We start from the raw sequence: 16,588 nt of genomic DNA on the forward strand, positions 1-16,588 counted from the left end.
GTAACAAGCGCGTCCGCCTCACCGGCGTCATTCAGTACGCGCCGCGCGCGGTCATAATAGGCCAATCCGATTTCGGTTGGTGAAACACGACGTGTAGTCCTGTTCAGCAACCGGGCACCCAATCTCGCTTCAAGGCTCGATACGTGCTTGGATACAGCCGATTTGGAGATTCCCATTTTCTTAGCAGCGTCGGTGAAACCACCTTGGTCCACTACATTGGAAAATGCCTCCATTTCGGTTAGTCGGTCCATTCTCGTTCCCCAAGTGTTCTGTTCGTTGTCCCAATATTGCGATCAATCTGGGCGAGAACTTGGCAGACATGGGATAATATCAGGGTTTTGAAAAGGATCGTTTGCGCTTAGGAAACGGCGAAAGTGGCAGGCCGATAACTCCTCGCCTCGCATAATATCTGAAGAATTCAAGCAGTTCGTATAATCGTGCTAGTATGAGAATGGCTTTTTTGTGACCGAGGAGAAGAAGATGAAAACAATAACTTTGTCATTCGCACTGATCCTGTCGCCTCTAATTGGATGGGCTGGCGGCGAAACACCGTCCAACCCGGATGCGAAGGTCTATTTCGTCAATTTGTCCGACGGTGATACCGTTCAATCACCAGTAACTGTGGTCTTTGGTCTCAGTGGTATGGGTGTTGCACCAGCGGGAACCGAAGCCGAAAACACGGGTCATCACCATCTTCTTGTGGATCGCCCACCTCTTGGGCAGGGTGAAGACGGTGCGGATGAACTGGCGTATGGACTGCCCTCGGACGACAATCATATGCACTTTGGTGGCGGACAAACTCAGGTGACGCTTGATCTTCCTTCTGGGGTGCACACCTTGCAACTGGTATTGGGCGACGCAGGACATGTGCCGCATTCTCCGCCAGTCGTTTCGGATGTGATAACAATAAACGTCGAATGATTGCTCATGCCGATCAATGGCTGTTACACTTTGAGGGTTAGGCAAATCACAAGGCAGTCACGACAGCATGCAAGCCGCCGCGTGAAATAGTGATTGCCGCCCAAACTACCTCGTTTCTAGGGGCAATGGCCGCGAAGAGAGCTTAGTCGGCAACGCGCTGCGCCGTAGGCGTGAAATCATCACTTCGATGGACCCCAATCAGAGCACGAGCCTGCGATTTTCATCAGTATTAAGTAAAGCACAGAAAAACCCTGCCGCCGGATCACAGCGTCGCAGCCAGCCGCGTACCTTGATTGATTGCCCTCTTTGCATCCAGCTCAGCGGCGACGTCAGCTCCGCCAATGATGTGCGGTGTAATGCCCAATTCGATTAGTTCATCTGCAAGAGTACGGTCCGAAACTTGGCCTGCGCATAGAACAATAGTATCCGCGGCGATTAACGTCGGGTCTGTGCGTTCTTCACCAAAACTGACATGCAAACCATCATCGTCGATACGTTCATAGTTCACACCACCGACAAAATTCACGTTTTTCATTTTCAGTGCCGTTCGGTGAATCCAGCCGGTTGTCTTTCCCAGACCTTTGCCGTGGGCCTGCTTCTTACGTTGCAGTAAAGTTACTTGCCTCGCGGGTGCTTCGGGTTGAGGCCCTTCAGGAGCTAGTCCTGAACGATGTTCCGCGGGATCAGTGACACCCCATTCTTTCATCCAAAGCGGCAGGTCGGTGGTTGGGCTGTGACCGTCATCCAGCAGGAACTCGGACACATCGAACCCAATGCCGCCTGCGCCTATTACAGCGACCGTGTCACCAACCGGGGCTTTTTCGCGCAAAACGTCTATATAGCTAAGGACACTCTCGTGCTCCTGCCCGGGAATCTTCGGGTCACGCGGGATGACGCCCGTCGCAATGATTACCTCGTCGAAACTGGTCAAATCGCGTGCCTTCACATCACGATTCAACTCAACCTCTACGCCAAGGTCTGCAATCATAGTTCGGTACCAGTCCACTAGACCCCAGAACTCTTCTTTCCCCGGAATCTGTTTGGCCAAATTCAGCTGACCACCAATTTCCGCGGCCCGATCAAAGAGTGTCACGTTGTGCCCCCGTTGAGCGGCTGTCATCGCTGTGGAAAGTCCAGCTGGTCCCGCCCCTACAACGGCAATATTCTTTTTGGCGTCAGCCGCCCCGATAACCAGTTCCGTTTCATGACAGGCAAGTGGATTGACCAGACAAGACGTCAGTTTTCCGCTGAACGTGTGATCCAGGCAAGCTTGATTGCACGCTATACAAGGCGCGATTTTGGCTGCTTGGCCCGTCATCGCCTTTGTCACAAAGTCAGCATCTGCAAGCATGGGCCGCGCCAAAGACACCATGTCGGCACAACCGGTCGCCAAGACTTCTTCTGCAACCTCGGGTGTGTTGATACGATTTGAAGTGATTACTGGAATCGATACCTTGCCCATCAGCTTTTTTGTCACCCACGCGAACGCCGCACGCGGTACGCTGGTGGCGATTGTGGGTATTCTCGCCTCATGCCAACCGATCCCAGTATTGATGATCGTAGCCCCGGCCTTTTCGACCTCTTGCGCCAATTGCACCACTTCGTCATGGGTCGAGCCATTTGGTACCAGGTCTATCATCGACAAGCGGTATATTATGATGAAGTCTGTGCCTACGGCCTTTCGGGTGCGACGCACGACTTCAATCGGCAAACGCATCCGGTTCTCGTAAGAGCCGCCCCAACGGTCAGTGCGTTTGTTGGTATGCGTCACAATGAATTGGTTGAGGAAATACCCCTCGGACCCCATTATTTCGACCCCATCATAGCCCGCTTGTTGCGCCAGAACGGCCGCGTTCACGATGTCGCTGATCTGTTTTTCGATACCGTCTTCGTCCAATTCGTTTGGCGGAAACGGAGAGATTGGAGATTTAACCGGGCTGGGCGCCACGCATTTTGGTCCGTAGGCATATCGCCCGGCATGCAGAATTTGCATGGCGATCTTACCGCCCGCCTGATGTACCCGATCCGTTACAATGGCGTGATTGATAACATCCTTTTCGGTTGTCATCATTGCCGCACCTGGCAGCACTGATCCTTCCAAATTTGGGCCGATCCCTCCGGTCACCATCAACGCAACACCGCCACGAGCGCGTGAGGCATAAAATTCCGCGACCCGGTTCCAGTCGCCGGTTTCCTCCAGCCCAGTATGCATCGAGCCCATAAGAACCCTGTTCTTTAACGTGGTAAATCCCAGATCCAGCGGGGCCAACATATTTGGGTACGCAGTCATGGCGAAACTCTCCCTGATTCAGACGGGACCATCGCCTTGTCCGGCGCTGGTGTCACGCGAAACCTGACGTCACCCCCTTTGCTGCGGTTCTGTCGCTTGTTAGACGTTGGGCAAACACAAGATGAGGCCGCGCATGACACGGGATGAAATCGCCAAACTTCCGTATCGTCCCTGCGTGGGACTGATGATGATGAATGCCGACCGCAAGATTTTTGTCGGCCAGCGAAATGATCGCCACAAAGACGCCTGGCAAATGCCTCAGGGCGGCGTGGACAAGGGAGAAGACCCACGTGAAGCAGCCTTGCGAGAGTTGTGGGAAGAAACCGGTGTGACTTCGGATCTGGTTGAGATCATCGCCGAGACAGACGGTTGGCTGCCCTATGATTTGCCGCATGATATAGTTCCAAAAATCTGGAAGGGACGTTTTCGTGGGCAGGAGCAAAAATGGTTCCTTTTGCGTTTCTTGGGCCGAGATACGCAGATCGAAATCGAAACTGAACACCCAGAGTTCACCAGCTGGAAGTGGCAGGACCCTGAACGGTTGATTGAAGAAATCGTGCCTTTCAAACGAGACGTTTACAGGCAGGTTATAGCTGAATTTGATACGCATCTCAGATAAATTTGCCCAAGCATTTTCCGGATATCACAAGAAGAGTGCAACACATTTAGCCTTGCCAATGTGTCCACTTGCTTCATGCCTGAGCTATTACTGCTGTAGCGCTGCCGATAGGTTGTGTAGCAATGCGCGAAACCACAACCGAAAAACTCAGTAAATTATTCAGCGCAGGCACCGTCAGAAACGGTGAGCAAAATACAGTTACCGGTCTGCGAAGGTCCAGCTTAGAGCAACTCCTCCGCTCGCAAAAGTTCCAGCATGTTTGCCTCGGGTCGCGGGCCGATATGGCTGATGACTTCACGGGCGCAGACATTGCCAATTCGTGCGCAGGTTTCGTAATCGCGGCCGGTCGCCATTCCGAACAGGAAGCCCGCCGCAAACTGATCACCTGCACCTGTCGCGTCAACTGGCACGATCTTTTCAACGGGCACATCAACTCGCTTGCCCTTGTTCAGAACAGTTACACCGTCGCCCGAGCGGGTACAGACGACAAGCGGGCATATCTGCGCCGTTTTAGCCAAGGCCTCTTCCAAGTTTTCGGTTTCGAAGAGCGATTTGATCTCGGCCTCGTTACCTATGACAAAATCCAGTTCGTTCTCGATCAACAACAAAAAATCTACACGGTGGCGTTCCACGCAAAACGGGTCGGAAATAGCAATCCCGGTCTTGCCGCCACCTTTATGGCAATCGCGGGCAGCCTCAAGAAAGGCCGCCTTACCCTTTTCCTTATCGAACAAGTACCCTTCAAGGAACATGATCTGGCTATTGCCAGCGACCTCGACCGAGACATCTGCCGAAGAAAGCTCGGACGAAATTCCCAGGTAAGTGTTCATTGACCTCTCGCCATCCGGCGAAACAAAAATCATCGAACGAGAGGTCGGAAGCTCCCCACCCGGAACAGGTGGATTAACAAAATCGACGCCATCCTCGTTCATTGCTCGGGCATAGAACCGACCTAAGGCGTCATCATGTACGCGTCCGATAAAAGCCGCATCCAGCCCCAACGCGCCAGCACCGGCAATTGTATTCGCAACCGAGCCACCCGGTGTTTGTAGCCGGCTTTCCATTGCTGCGTACAACACCTCGCCCCGATCACGTTCGATCAGTTGCATGATGCCTTTTTCAATTCCCATGAGTTCCAGGAAGTTGTCATCGGCTTGGGAAATCACGTCAACAACGGCATTTCCAATGCCGACAAGCTGGTAAGTTTTCATAAGGTTTTATCCTCAAAATCGCAAAGATCACGGATGATGCACGTTTGGCATTGTGGTTTTCGAGCTTTGCAGTGATAGCGGCCATGCAGGATCAGCCAATGATGTGCATGTAGCTGGAAATCGGTCGGTATATTGTCCTCGATTGCGCGCTCGACTGCTTCGACTGTCTTACCCGGGCAGATTCCGGTCCGATTGCCGACGCGAAAGATGTGGGTGTCCACAGCTTGAGCCGGATATCGCCACCACATGTTCAGCACTACATTGGCAGTCTTCCGGCCAACGCCGGGTAAAGATTGCAGCGCTGCGCGAGAGTTCGGGACTTCGCCGCCATAGTCTTCGACCAGAATGCGGCTGAGCTTGATGACATTCTTGGCCTTTTGTCGAAACAAACCGATGGTTTTGATATGTTCAATCAAACCTTCTTCGCCCAGGTCCAACATTTTTTGTGGTGTATCGGCAATTTGGAAAAGTCCCCGAGTGGCCTTGTTCACACCGGCGTCAGTTGCCTGCGCCGACAACGCCACCGCAACAACCAGAGTGTAGACGTTTACGTGATCCAACTCACCCTTAGGTTCAGGGTCGGCGTCGTGAAAACGCTCAAAGATCTCGCGGATCCGATGATATCCGAGTTGCTTGGTCATTCGGGCATTAATGACGTCCCTGAAGGGTTGATACAAGCATTAAGGTTTGCGCAACTTCCGGGTCGCGAACATAGAGCCGACAGGCTATGTTTTACCCAGTCAGAAAGGTAAGGCCCATGAACGTCCAGAACCCCGAAAGCGGCTATCACTATAACGTAATGCGACGCGCGATTGATTTAATCGATCAAGGTGGCGAGACACTGAGCCTGGAGGAGTTGGCCAACAAGATGGACATGAGCCCAGCTCATTTCCAACGGCTGTTTTCGCGCTGGACGGGTGTTTCGCCCAAGCGATATCAGCAATATTTAACCCTTGGTCACGCCAAAGCGTTATTGCGCGAACGTTTCACCACACTGGAAACCGCTCACAACGTCGGCCTGTCCGGTAGTGGGCGTTTGCACGATTTGTTTTTGAAATGGGAATCCATGAGCCCCGGCGAATACGCCAGAAACGGCGCGGGCCTGTCCATTTATTGGGGTTGGTTCGATAGTCCGTTTGGACCTGCTTTGGTTATGGCCACTGACAAAGGAATCTGCGGCATAGCTTTTGGCGCTGAAACTGGAGAAGAAGACGCGATGGCTGATATGCTGTCCCGTTGGCCATTGGCCGACTTTGTCGAGGACCCGATGCGCCTGCGCCCTTGGGTGTTAAGCGCATTCGGTGCGGCCAGCGACCGGCTTGAACCGACACCGCTCTATCTGATCGGCTCACCACTGCAGATTAAGGTTTGGGAGGCTTTGATGCACATTCCCTCTGGTCAGGTGACCACCTATTCCGAGATCGCACAGCGCGTTGGATCACCACAGGCGGTACGCGCGGTGGGCACAGCTGTTGGACGAAATCCGGTCAGTTGGCTGATCCCTTGTCACCGTGCGTTGCGCAAATCGGGTGGATTGGGGGGCTATCACTGGGGCTTGCCCGTAAAGCGGGCGATGTTGGCATATGAAGCCGCGCAGGCCGATGCCTGATTGACAGTAAGGCGATCCAATGCCAAATGGGGCAGCAGGTTCGGGTCCCCTGCCGCTCACGGCCTATGGCTTTGGTGAAACCCGACAAGCTGAACATCTGTTGTCTTTTCACGGCACGCGGATGGTAATGTGAGCCCCGTCCTGATTTCGTGCCCTCTATAGGAAAAGAGGCAGATGATGACATCATCCAAGACGGCTCCTCAGATTGAGGAGCTCAAGACACAGGCCAAACGCTTGCGAGAGAAATTGCGAAGCGCCGGGGTCTCTCTCTCACATAGCGCGGCGCTGGAGATGCTAGCCCATCAACACGGTGCCCGCGACTGGAATACGTTGGTTGCAAAGGTCGAAAACCGAATGCAATTTGGTGTAGGTGATCGGGTTGAAGGTCAGTACTTGGGGCAACCGTTCACGGCTGAAATTCGCGGCATTACCATGCTTGGCGACGGAAGCAGTCGCAGAATAACTCTACAATTCGACCAACCAGTCGATGTGGTTCGGTTTGACAGTTTTTCGTCACTACGACAGCGCGTAACCGGGAGTATCGGTTGGGACGGTCGGTCCCACCGGCGCACTTCAGACGGAAAGCCTCAGTTGTTGGTACGGCCAATCTGAGATAAGGCGAGGCATCAAAAATGCCTCGCCCGATCCCTGTGTTCAAAAGCTACTCTGCTGCCCAACCGCCCACAGCTTTGACTTCCAAAAAGTCTTCCAGGCCCCAGACGCCACCTTCGCGCCCATTGCCCGACTGTTTCATACCTCCAAAAGGTGAACCAGCACTGCGCGATTGGCCGTTCATCTCGACCATCCCTGACCGCAACGCCCGCGCCATACGGTTTGCGCGTGAGCCGTCCTGTGTCTGGACATAGTTCGTCAGACCGTAGGGTGTATCATTGGCTATTTCGATAGCCTCCTCTTCAGTTTCGAAAGGGATCATCGTCAGAACGGGGCCGAAAATTTCCTCGCGCGCGATGGTCATCTGATTGTTGGCGTCGGCAAAGACAGTGGGTCGCACATAGTAGCCCTTGTTCAAGCCTTCCGGTCGTCCCGTGCCGCCTGCGACAAGGCGCGCGCCTTCATCAATACCCTTCTGGATCAGGTCCTGAATTTTGTTCCATTGGACCTCGTTAACTACGGGTCCGATATGCCGACCCTCTTCCGCGGCGCTGCCCACGGTGACCTTGTTGGCCACTTCGGCGGCGGTTTCGACCGCTTGATCATAAACCGGACGCTGGACCAGCATTCGACTGGGCGCATTACAGCTTTGACCCGTGTTGTTCATCATGTGCAGAACGCCACGCTTGATTGCCTTTTCATCGGCGTCGGCGAATACCACGTTTGCGCCTTTACCACCCAGTTCCAAATGCACTTTTTTCAGCGTATCTGCCGCGTTCTTGGAAATTGCAGTTCCTGCACGGGTTGAGCCGGTAAAGCTGACCATGTCCACGTCTGGATGCGCCGACAGCTGCGAGCCTACGCCCGCGCCATCGCCGTTGACCAGATTGAATACGCCTGGCGGGAACCCTGCTTCGTCCATCATCTCGGCAAAAATCATTGCATTCAATGGGCTTTGTTCGGATGGCTTCAGCACCATTGTGCACCCCGAAATCGCCGCTGCGCCGACCTTAAGCGTGATTTGATTCATTGGCCAATTCCATGGCGTTATCAGGGCGGCCACGCCGACGGCCTCGTAAATGATCCGGTCATTCGGAGCGTGATTGCCCAATGGACGCTCAAATTCAAATTCTTTGGCGGCGCGAATAAAGTTCTTAAGGTGCCATGTACCCGCTCCTGCTTGCTGCGTGCGAGCCATGTCAATCGGCGCCCCCATCTCAAGCGACATTGCTTGCGCCAAATCTTCAGTTCGGGACTGGTAAATGTCGATCAGCTTTTCAACTAAAGCAATTCGATCCGAGACCGGGGTGGCCATCCATCCGGGCAGGGCGGCCTTGGCCGCAGCGACGGCTGCATCTGTATCAGCCTGAGAGCCTAAGGATATTGTTGCGCATGGCTCCTCGTTAGAAGGATTAATTACGTGAAAATCGTTTGCTTCCGACGGGGCAACCCACATGCCATCGATGTAAAAATTGCGTCTTTCGATCATGGCGCGTCCTCCTGAACATTTGGCCTCATGGCCAGTTTCCGGGCCACTTTGTCATCGGCCATAGGGCGGGGCAAGTGCATAATTTGATCAAATTATTTTGGAGATTTTTGGCGAAATACGCCCAGAAAATCCTTATGGACGCTTTAACCTCTGGACAAAGTGTTTAGGTTTACGCCATCCGACTCGGATTTTTGCAGGAAAGGAGATGCACCATGGGTTTCCGCATCAACGACACCGTCCCAAATTTTACCGCTGAAACAGATCAGGGCACCATTCAGTTTCACGACTGGATCGGTGACAGCTGGGCTATTCTATTTTCGCACCCCAAGGATTTTACGCCTGTCTGCACCACCGAATTTTCGGCTGTCGCGCAGCTGAACGATGAGTGGGCCGCGCGTAACACCAAAGTAATTGGTGTGTCTGTTGACGGAGTCGAGGACCACAAAAAATGGAAGAAAGACATAGAAGCCTATGGCAACGCCAATCCAGGCTTTCCGATTATTGCAGATGATGGCCTGGCAGTTTCAAAGGCTTTCGACATGCTGCCTGCCGAAGCCTACCTGCCTGATGGCCGCACCCCTGCTGACAGCGCCACTGTGCGTTCTGTCTTTATCATCGGGCCCGACAAGCAATTAAAGTTGTCGATGACTTATCCTATGACCGTGGGCCGAAACTTCGCTGAGATTTTGCGTGCTTTAGACGGCCTACAGATGAGCTCGAAAGGCGTTGCTACACCGGCGAACTGGGTGCCCGGTGAGGATGTAATCATTCCACCTGCTGTGTCAAATGATGAGGCGAAGGAGAAATTCGGCGAGTTCGAAACCATTTTCCCTTACCTACGCAAGACCAAGGCGCCGACCTGATAAGCGCGGCTTTTTTCGATAAAACATCCGCGTGTTTCTATCCAAAATGGAACGCGCGGAATTTGGCGAACCGGGGCTGTTTTCATGGGCTTCTCGGTCCCGAAACCGTTGCGCAGTCAAGTAAGGCTAACGTTGCTTAAAGACTCAATCCACATTTTCGCCTGATGTATATTATTCTTTGGTGCAGCGGATATAGTTCGAACTGCATGTCAAACCGTGCTAAGGTGCAATCGGCAGACATTTATACAGGCCGCAACTGTCAAACATCGGGATTTCGACCGTGCTTTACAGGAGAAAGCCATGCCAATTACAGACTGGTACATTGAAGGAAATAGTTTTGGTAACTGCAATTGTGGTTATGCCTGCCCATGTCAGTTTGAAGAGTTGCCAACGAACGGACATTGCCGTGGCTTCGAGGTGCTTGAAGTCGCAAAAGGACATTTTGACGACACGGATCTCAGCGGCGCGAAGGCTGCACTGATATATGCCTGGCCCGGCCCGATTTTTGAAGGCGGCGGAGAAATGCAGGTAATTATTGATCCAAAGGCGACCGAGGCTCAGCGCGGTGCGCTTGAAAAGGTCTTTCATGGTGAGGAAACCGAAGAAATGGCTACTCATTGGTTTGTATTCCGGGCGATGTGCAAGACCATCCACGAAACTCTTTATTTACCCATTGACTTCAACATCGATATCGAGGGCCGTACGGCCGAAATATCTATTGATGACGTGCTGAAGTCGACGGGGCGACCGATTCAAGCACCGCACGGTGGAGGTGAACACCGAGTGCGCATCGATATCCCGGGCGGCATCGAATTTACAATTGCCGAAGTTGGCAGTGCGTCGACCAAGGCGGATGCGGCCATTAAGTTGGACCTTAACGACAGCTATGGACAATGGCATGTGCTGAAACATGGCCCGTCAGGGGTCGCCCACTAAAAACGGATCGTCAAGCTTCGCCAAAATCTACCAAGACTGGTGCAGTGTCGTAGATGATTTTGACCGACTTAAAGCTGCTGTGGTCATCAGTAAGTTCAAACAGGTCGACGCATTCGATGGTTTCGGGGTGCCCGTTGCGGATGGTTCGCGTGTAGTCGAAATGCACCGCCATCTGAGGGGCGCCCGCAGTGTCCGCAAAGGTATTCTTGTGAACTGTGGACCGGTTGCTCGTGATCTGCATCACGTTGGAATAAAAGTCCCGAGCAGGCTGCATTCCGGATATCGGCGAAGTTGCCGTTGCATCGTCGGCGAATAAGCTCAGCATCTTGGAAAGATCGCCGCTTTCGATGGCCTGCAAATATCTCAGCGCAAGGTCATCGATCCGATTTGTATCCGTCATATCCATCTCTCCCTGTGGGCTCGACGGCATTGTAACATAAAGGAAGGCCCCGACATTGCGCCGGGGCCTTTGTTAGTTGAAAGCGGGGCAAATTACTCTGCGCTTTCTTCTTTCTTTTCTTTCTTTTCGGGAACGACCTCTTCGCCGGTTTCCTGATCGACAACCTTCATCGACAGGCGCACCTTACCGCGATCATCAAAGCCCAGAAGCTTGACTTTTACTTCCTGACCTTCCTTCAAAACATCCGACGGATGGTTCAGGCGGCGGTTTTCGATCTGGGACACATGCACCAGACCGTCGCGCTTACCAAAGAAGTTAACGAAGGCACCGAAGTCGACGATCTTGACGACTTTGCCGGTGTAAATCTGACCCTCTTCCGGCTCGGCCACGATCGAGTGGATCATTTCGTAAGCCTTCTTGATCGATTCACCGTCCGGAGACGCAATCTTGATCACACCGTCATCGTTGATATCGACTTTGGCACCCGAAGTTTCCACGATCTCGCGGATAACCTTACCACCCGACCCGATCACTTCACGGATCTTGTCTGTCGGGATGTTCATGGTCTCGATGCGTGGGGCGTGGACCGAAAATTCGTTGGTCTCGGAAAGGGCCTTGCCCATCTCTCCTAGAATATGCATCCGGCCTTCTTTAGCCTGCGACAGAGCTGTCTCCATGATCTCAGGCGTGATGCCAGCCACTTTGATGTCCATCTGCAGCGACGTGATGCCGTTTTCTGTACCAGCAACTTTGAAGTCCATATCGCCCAGATGGTCTTCGTCACCCAGAATGTCTGTCAAAACCGCGTAAGAGCCATCGTCTTCCAGGATCAGACCCATCGCGACGCCGGCGACCGGAGCCTTTAGCGGAACACCTGCGTCCATCATCGATAGCGAACCGCCGCAAACAGAAGCCATCGAGGATGAGCCATTGGATTCCGTGATCTCTGACACCACGCGAACGGTATAGGGGAAGTCAGTAGGAGCAGGCAGAACCGCCTGCAGTGCACGCCACGCTAGCTTGCCGTGGCCGATTTCACGACGTCCCGGAGGTCCAACGCGACCAGCTTCACCAACCGAATATGGAGGGAAGTTGTAATGCAGCAGGAAGTTGGACTTGAAGTTGCCATGCAGCGCATCGATGAATTGTTCGTCATCGCCTGTACCAAGCGTGGTGACAGCCAGCGCCTGAGTTTCACCGCGGGTAAAAAGTGCGGAACCATGAGTCCGCGGCAACAATGAGGTTTCGACTTCGATTGCACGAACATCAGTGGTCGAGCGACCGTCGATACGCTTTCCGCCTTTCACAACGTCGCCGCGCAGAATGCCCGCTTCCAGCTTCTTCATTGCAGACCCAAGATTTGCGTCTTCCAGCTGTTCTTCGGTCAGAGCCTCTTTGATAGCTTCGCGAGCCGCTGCAACTGCGGCAGTACGCTCTTGCTTGTCGGTGATTGCGAACGCCGCGCGCATCTGCTGCTCACCTGCGGACTGAACGGCCGCGAACAGTTCGGAGTAGTCCGGCGCCTGGAAGTCAAACGGCTCTTTTGCAGCCTCTTCGGCCAGATCAATGATCAGGTCGATTACTGGCTGGATCTGTTCGTGCGCAAAGGTAACTGCACCCAACATCTCTGCTTCGGACAGTTCGTACGCTTCGGACTCTACCATCATCACGGCGTTCTTGGTGCCGGCAACAACCAGGTCCAGACGCTGTTCCGGATTCAGGCGCAGATCCTGCATGTCGTCAACCGTTGGATTCAGAACGTATTCTCCGTCAACGAAACCGACACGAGCGCCAGCAATCGGGCCCATGAACGGCGCACCGGAGATGGTCAGGGCAGCCGATGCCGCGATCATCGCAACAATGTCGGGATCATTCACCAAATCGTGGCTAAGCACGGTGCACATGACCAGAACTTCGTTCTTGAAACCGTCTACGAAAAGCGGACGGATTGGACGGTCGATCAGACGCGCCGTCAGTGTCTCTTTTTCGGTCGGGCGCGCTTCACGCTTGAAAAAACCGCCCGGAACCTTGCCCGCGGCATAGTATTTTTCCTGATAATGAACGGTCAGCGGGAAAAAATCCTGACCTGCTTTTTGTTCTTTTGCGAAAGTCACGTTCGCCATGACGCTGGTTTCGCCCAGCGTGGCGATCACGCTGCCGTCGGCTTGGCGGGCAACCTTACCGGTTTCCAGTGTCAGCGTTTCTTCGCCCCACTGAATCGATTTCTTTGTTACATCAAACATATGCGTATCCTAGATGAGAGCACTCCCGCCCCTGCGGGTCTCCCGTTTGCGTGGCGGCCCCATTGCCGCCGACCCCATTTTATCTTCCGTTCGAGTGCCGGGGTCAGGGCACAACGTCTCAGATGGATGGCCCATACAGCAGTTTGATAGCTTTGGAAAGATGCGAGTTTCTTTGAGCCGGCTATGCGCGATCAGCCCCGCCCGATAAACAGATACAGGCTGTGCCAGAGAGTGAAAGAAAGAGCGCTTCAAGTTCCAAAACGCCAAGTAGACGATACATCACAGCAGGACTCAGAACGACATTCTTGACCTGAAATTTCGACTTTATTTCCCCTCCAGTAGCGCCGCTAACATATCTAAAAATGAATGCATTTTGCGAAATTTGTTAGCCAGTGTAACATGTTGCTGTGCACCTCAGGGTCGAATTGACGGAAATGCGTCAAGTTGGAAACATTCTTAACCCGTCCTTCGGCCTCAATGCTTGGCGTTTTGTTCAATGAAACAACAAGGGACAGTCGAATGGCACAATCCAAGAAAATGCTGGATCCGGATCCAAGGATCTACGACTTTGAAACCGAATATGAACTGGGGCAGGACAACGTAAGACCTTTTGGGCTGGACATTCACAATCCAGTTTTTCTGATCTCAAGCATCCTGATTTTTGCGTTTGTTTTGATTTCTCTAGCAAATCAAGAGGCGGCGGCCGCCTTTTTCGGGTGGCTCCGACCCTGGCTGACAAGCACGTTCGACTGGTTCCTCGTCCTTTCGGTCGACATCATCACTCTTTTCTGCCTTGTTCTGATCGTCCTGCCTGTGGGTAGTGTTCGGATCGGCGGCAAAGACGCCAAACCAGACTATTCATATGCCGGATGGATAGCGATGATGTTCGCGGCGGGCATCGGGATAGGACTGCTGTTTTTTGGCGTTCTGGAACCGGTATATTACAACTTTGCCGAAGACGGCGGAGCGCGCCCGCTGGGCATTGATATCGCGGTTCCGGGCAACGAATATATCGGCGTTGTGGGCACCATTCACCATTGGGGGCTTGAGGGTTGGGCAGTCTATGCGGCTGTAGGCCTTGCGCTCGCGATATTCAGCTACAATCTTGGTCTTCCGCTGACCCTAAGGTCTGCATTCTATCCAATTCTTGGCGAACGAGTCTGGGGTTGGTGGGGTCACATAATCGATACTTTGGCGGTATTTGCCACTTTGTTTGGCCTGACGACCTCGCTTGGTCTTGGTGCACAGCAAGTTGCGGCGGGCCTTAACGAAGTCTTCGGAATCGCACCAAGTCCGACAGTCGTTGTTCTATTGATCATAGGTATCACGATGATTGCATTAGGTTCGGTTCTTATGGGCATGGATGCCGGGGTAAAGAGGCTGAGCGAGATCAACATGATCATGGCCGTTGGCCTTTTCCTGTTTGTGATCGTGGTTACCGGTATTGGCACCGCCATCTCGCGTTACTTTAGTGTCATGACAGATTATGTGCGGTTGTTGCCAGCTCTCTCGAACCCATTCGGGCGTGAAGACACCAGTTTCTTCCATGGCTGGACAACGTTCTACTGGGCCTGGTGGATTGCGTGGTCGCCTTTTGTCGGGATGTTCATCGCCCGCATTTCTAAAGGTCGCACAGTTCGTGAATTTGTGATCTGCGCCTTGTTAGCCCCAACTGCGGTTTGCGCCCTGTGGATGTCAACATTCGGCGGTGCGGCAATCGACATGCTGAATGCGGGTGGCGCCGACGGTGTCCGCGCGACGGTGATCGAAAGCTACGCGCCTGAGGGTGCGCTTTTTGGGTTCCTAAAGGAGCTGCCGTTGTACGGCATCATAGCTCCTATAGCGTTGATCCTGATCGTGGTGTTCTTTGTCACCTCATCGGACTCTGGCTCATTGGTGATTGATACGATCACGGCAGGCGGTAAGATGGATGCGCCGGTGGTACAGCGGGTATTCTGGTGTACTCTCGAAGGTCTGGTGGCCATCGCGCTGCTGCTCGGAGGCGGCCTAAGCGCGCTACAGGGTGCGGCTGTGTCAACAGGTATCCCGTTCACATTGGTCGTTCTGATCATGTGTTACTGTCTTTGGCTAGCACTGAAATCTGAACGCTCCAAGATGTAGCGTAACGTTCAAACAATCAAGAACGCCCGTCAATTGGCGGGCGTTCTTTCTTTTGACTCAAGTTTTAAGGTCTGTTTCTGGACTTTCCATGAAAGCATAAGAGTGTGTGTTTATGTCGCCGCTCCAACGCCAAAGCGCCACGAAACCTTCGGGGCCTGTCCGAAAGGCATGTGGCATGAGACTGGGATGATGTATCATATCGCCTTCCCCGCGCACTCGGATGTCATCGCCCGCAGTCCAAATCGCTCGTCCTGCTATCACGACATAAGTTTCATCCGCATCATGGCGATGGAGCGGATAATAACTGTTCGGGCGCATATAAACCAATCCCAGCCGAACGTCCGGAGCTGGAATAGGGCCATCCGGCCCAAGCAGGGTAGCAACGCTAATCATCGCAGCGACACCCACCTCTGTATTTCCTTCGACGGGGTTTGACCCCCACGGAATCAAAGTCTGAGCGCCAAGAACGGCAGCCGCCGCAAAATGCCGGCTTTCTGACAGCACAGTTCGGATACTTTCATCCATGAGACAAGGTAAAACTGGGTCATGCGTTATGGCAGCTGGCGCATCGAGAAGTCTCTGCGCAGTAAAAGAACCCATTGGATTATCCTCGGTCAAATAGACCTGAGAAATAGCCAGCAGCATCTCGTGAAATGGATTGTCTTGGTACATGGCGCACGACCCTTAATGACGTAACCATTTGACAATTCAAATTTTGAACTTCTGCAATTTTTGCGACTGGCACGGGTCGGAATCGTACAATCATAATAATCGAGGCGACACCGCAGGCACCACATTTGGGCCGGTTCCTAGAAGTGCCTGCGAGCAATCTAAAAATGGGTACAGTGCCATATAACCCCTAGGGCAAAAACAAACACGCCCACCTCAATGGCGGGCGTGAACTATGTAAAAGTTGGTTAGTAAAACAAAAATCGAGCAGTGCTCGATTAACGGCGAATACCCAGCTTTTGGATAAGGTCTTGGTAGCGCGCTTCTTCTTTGCCCTTCAGGTAGTCAAGCAACTTACGGCGCTGCGCCACCATCTTCAAAAGACCGCGACGACCGTGGTTGTCTTTCTTATGGGTCTTGAAGTGTTCGGTCAGGGTGTTGATGCGCGAGGTCAAGATAGCAACCTGAACTTCGGGTGAGCCGGTGTCGCCCTCTTTAGTTGCGAATTCTTTCATAACGCGTGCTTTTTCAGCGGCAGTGATCGACATCGGGGTCTCCTTTAATGGTTAGAGTGAATGGCGCAGGCCGGGATGTCGTCCAGCGCA

The 16,588-nt window shown here is 53.2% G+C and carries 16 protein-coding genes; 7 read left to right on the forward strand and 9 right to left on the reverse strand.

Annotated elements, in window-relative coordinates:
- A partial coding sequence (locus AC2FNE_RS10340; RefSeq protein WP_496805324.1) for a LysR family transcriptional regulator occupies nt 1–251 on the reverse strand: 251 nt, incomplete at its 3' end.
- A gap of 229 nt (nt 252–480) precedes the next feature.
- Here AC2FNE_RS10340 and AC2FNE_RS10345 point away from each other — a divergent pair.
- Nucleotides 481–921 (forward strand): DUF4399 domain-containing protein, encoded by a 441-nt coding sequence (locus tag AC2FNE_RS10345; RefSeq protein WP_170479504.1) that lies wholly within the window; start codon nt 481–483, stop codon nt 919–921.
- A gap of 262 nt (nt 922–1,183) precedes the next feature.
- On the opposite strand, the gene AC2FNE_RS10350 is transcribed toward AC2FNE_RS10345, so the two are convergent.
- A complete protein-coding gene (locus AC2FNE_RS10350) occupies nt 1,184–3,211 on the reverse strand; it encodes an NADPH-dependent 2,4-dienoyl-CoA reductase (protein WP_170603027.1) in 2,028 nt (675 codons plus the stop codon).
- Between the two features lie 133 nt (nt 3,212–3,344).
- Between AC2FNE_RS10350 and AC2FNE_RS10355 the strand changes: the two genes are divergently transcribed.
- Nucleotides 3,345–3,830 carry an RNA pyrophosphohydrolase gene (locus tag AC2FNE_RS10355; RefSeq protein ID WP_170479501.1) on the forward strand — a complete coding sequence of 162 codons (486 nt, stop codon included), beginning with the start codon at nt 3,345–3,347 and terminating at the stop codon, nt 3,828–3,830.
- A gap of 221 nt (nt 3,831–4,051) precedes the next feature.
- Here the strand turns inward: AC2FNE_RS10355 and AC2FNE_RS10360 are convergent, their stop codons facing one another.
- Together AC2FNE_RS10360 and nth are read right to left on the reverse strand one after the other, a co-directional pair.
- Nucleotides 4,052–5,041, reverse strand: coding sequence for an adenosine kinase (locus AC2FNE_RS10360; protein ID WP_496805325.1), 990 nt, complete (start codon nt 5,039–5,041; stop codon nt 4,052–4,054).
- Nucleotides 5,038–5,682 carry an endonuclease III gene (gene nth / locus AC2FNE_RS10365; RefSeq protein WP_170603031.1) on the reverse strand — a complete coding sequence of 215 codons (645 nt, stop codon included), beginning with the start codon at nt 5,680–5,682 and terminating at the stop codon, nt 5,038–5,040. The genes AC2FNE_RS10360 and nth overlap by 4 nt, the downstream gene beginning before the upstream one ends.
- Nucleotides 5,683–5,798: 116 nt before the next feature.
- Between nth and AC2FNE_RS10370 the strand changes: the two genes are divergently transcribed.
- Together AC2FNE_RS10370 and AC2FNE_RS10375 are read left to right on the forward strand one after the other, a co-directional pair.
- Nucleotides 5,799–6,650: a methylated-DNA--[protein]-cysteine S-methyltransferase gene (locus AC2FNE_RS10370; protein WP_170603033.1), complete on the forward strand. Its 852-nt coding sequence runs from the start codon at nt 5,799–5,801 to the stop codon at nt 6,648–6,650.
- A 174-nt stretch (nt 6,651–6,824) separates the two neighbouring features.
- Nucleotides 6,825–7,262, forward strand: coding sequence for a glyoxalase superfamily protein (locus AC2FNE_RS10375; RefSeq protein ID WP_496773784.1), 438 nt, complete (start codon nt 6,825–6,827; stop codon nt 7,260–7,262).
- A 49-nt stretch (nt 7,263–7,311) separates the two neighbouring features.
- Here the strand turns inward: AC2FNE_RS10375 and AC2FNE_RS10380 are convergent, their stop codons facing one another.
- On the reverse strand, nt 7,312–8,751 hold the full coding sequence (locus AC2FNE_RS10380) for an aldehyde dehydrogenase family protein (RefSeq protein ID WP_170603037.1): 1,440 nt from the start codon (nt 8,749–8,751) through the stop codon (nt 7,312–7,314).
- 212 nt (nt 8,752–8,963) lie between these two features.
- Between AC2FNE_RS10380 and AC2FNE_RS10385 the strand changes: the two genes are divergently transcribed.
- Both AC2FNE_RS10385 and AC2FNE_RS10390 read left to right on the forward strand, forming a co-directional pair.
- Nucleotides 8,964–9,614 (forward strand): peroxiredoxin, encoded by a 651-nt coding sequence (locus tag AC2FNE_RS10385; protein ID WP_496805326.1) that lies wholly within the window; start codon nt 8,964–8,966, stop codon nt 9,612–9,614.
- A 300-nt stretch (nt 9,615–9,914) separates the two neighbouring features.
- Complete coding sequence (locus AC2FNE_RS10390) at nt 9,915–10,550, forward strand: DUF1326 domain-containing protein (RefSeq protein ID WP_170603039.1); 636 nt, start codon at nt 9,915–9,917, stop codon at nt 10,548–10,550.
- 10 nt (nt 10,551–10,560) lie between these two features.
- Here the strand turns inward: AC2FNE_RS10390 and AC2FNE_RS10395 are convergent, their stop codons facing one another.
- Nucleotides 10,561–10,950, reverse strand: coding sequence for a nuclear transport factor 2 family protein (locus AC2FNE_RS10395; protein WP_496805327.1), 390 nt, complete (start codon nt 10,948–10,950; stop codon nt 10,561–10,563).
- 92 nt (nt 10,951–11,042) lie between these two features.
- Nucleotides 11,043–13,193 (reverse strand): polyribonucleotide nucleotidyltransferase, encoded by a 2,151-nt coding sequence (gene pnp, locus AC2FNE_RS10400; protein ID WP_170479484.1) that lies wholly within the window; start codon nt 13,191–13,193, stop codon nt 11,043–11,045.
- A gap of 519 nt (nt 13,194–13,712) precedes the next feature.
- On the opposite strand from pnp, the gene AC2FNE_RS10405 reads away from it, so the two are divergent.
- Nucleotides 13,713–15,314 carry a BCCT family transporter gene (locus AC2FNE_RS10405; RefSeq protein WP_170479482.1) on the forward strand — a complete coding sequence of 534 codons (1,602 nt, stop codon included), beginning with the start codon at nt 13,713–13,715 and terminating at the stop codon, nt 15,312–15,314.
- Between the two features lie 57 nt (nt 15,315–15,371).
- Here the strand turns inward: AC2FNE_RS10405 and AC2FNE_RS10410 are convergent, their stop codons facing one another.
- Complete coding sequence (locus tag AC2FNE_RS10410; RefSeq protein ID WP_170603044.1) at nt 15,372–15,986, reverse strand: dimethylsulfonioproprionate lyase family protein; 615 nt, start codon at nt 15,984–15,986, stop codon at nt 15,372–15,374.
- Between the two features lie 275 nt (nt 15,987–16,261).
- Entirely contained in the window at nt 16,262–16,531 is a 270-nt protein-coding gene (rpsO, locus tag AC2FNE_RS10415) for a 30S ribosomal protein S15 (protein ID WP_170479478.1), read from the reverse strand.
- Nucleotides 16,532–16,588: the final 57 nt, after the last annotated feature.

The organism is Ruegeria sp. YKSD179 (genome assembly GCF_059612885.1).

Coding starts and splice junctions, on each gene's coding strand:
- AC2FNE_RS10405 (WP_170479482.1), top strand. CDS start 13,713: ATGGCACAATCCAAGAAAATGCTGGATCCGGATCCAAGGATCTACGAC.
- nth (WP_170603031.1), bottom strand. CDS start 5,682: ATGACCAAGCAACTCGGATATCATCGGATCCGCGAGATCTTTGAGCGT.
- AC2FNE_RS10410 (WP_170603044.1), bottom strand. CDS start 15,986: ATGTACCAAGACAATCCATTTCACGAGATGCTGCTGGCTATTTCTCAG.
- AC2FNE_RS10360 (WP_496805325.1), bottom strand. CDS start 5,041: ATGAAAACTTACCAGCTTGTCGGCATTGGAAATGCCGTTGTTGACGTG.
- AC2FNE_RS10370 (WP_170603033.1), top strand. CDS start 5,799: ATGAACGTCCAGAACCCCGAAAGCGGCTATCACTATAACGTAATGCGA.
- rpsO (WP_170479478.1), bottom strand. CDS start 16,531: ATGTCGATCACTGCCGCTGAAAAAGCACGCGTTATGAAAGAATTCGCA.
- AC2FNE_RS10355 (WP_170479501.1), top strand. CDS start 3,345: ATGACACGGGATGAAATCGCCAAACTTCCGTATCGTCCCTGCGTGGGA.
- AC2FNE_RS10345 (WP_170479504.1), top strand. CDS start 481: ATGAAAACAATAACTTTGTCATTCGCACTGATCCTGTCGCCTCTAATT.
- AC2FNE_RS10380 (WP_170603037.1), bottom strand. CDS start 8,751: ATGATCGAAAGACGCAATTTTTACATCGATGGCATGTGGGTTGCCCCG.
- pnp (WP_170479484.1), bottom strand. CDS start 13,193: ATGTTTGATGTAACAAAGAAATCGATTCAGTGGGGCGAAGAAACGCTG.
- AC2FNE_RS10385 (WP_496805326.1), top strand. CDS start 8,964: ATGGGTTTCCGCATCAACGACACCGTCCCAAATTTTACCGCTGAAACA.
- AC2FNE_RS10395 (WP_496805327.1), bottom strand. CDS start 10,950: ATGACGGATACAAATCGGATCGATGACCTTGCGCTGAGATATTTGCAG.
- AC2FNE_RS10390 (WP_170603039.1), top strand. CDS start 9,915: ATGCCAATTACAGACTGGTACATTGAAGGAAATAGTTTTGGTAACTGC.
- AC2FNE_RS10375 (WP_496773784.1), top strand. CDS start 6,825: ATGATGACATCATCCAAGACGGCTCCTCAGATTGAGGAGCTCAAGACA.
- AC2FNE_RS10350 (WP_170603027.1), bottom strand. CDS start 3,211: ATGACTGCGTACCCAAATATGTTGGCCCCGCTGGATCTGGGATTTACC.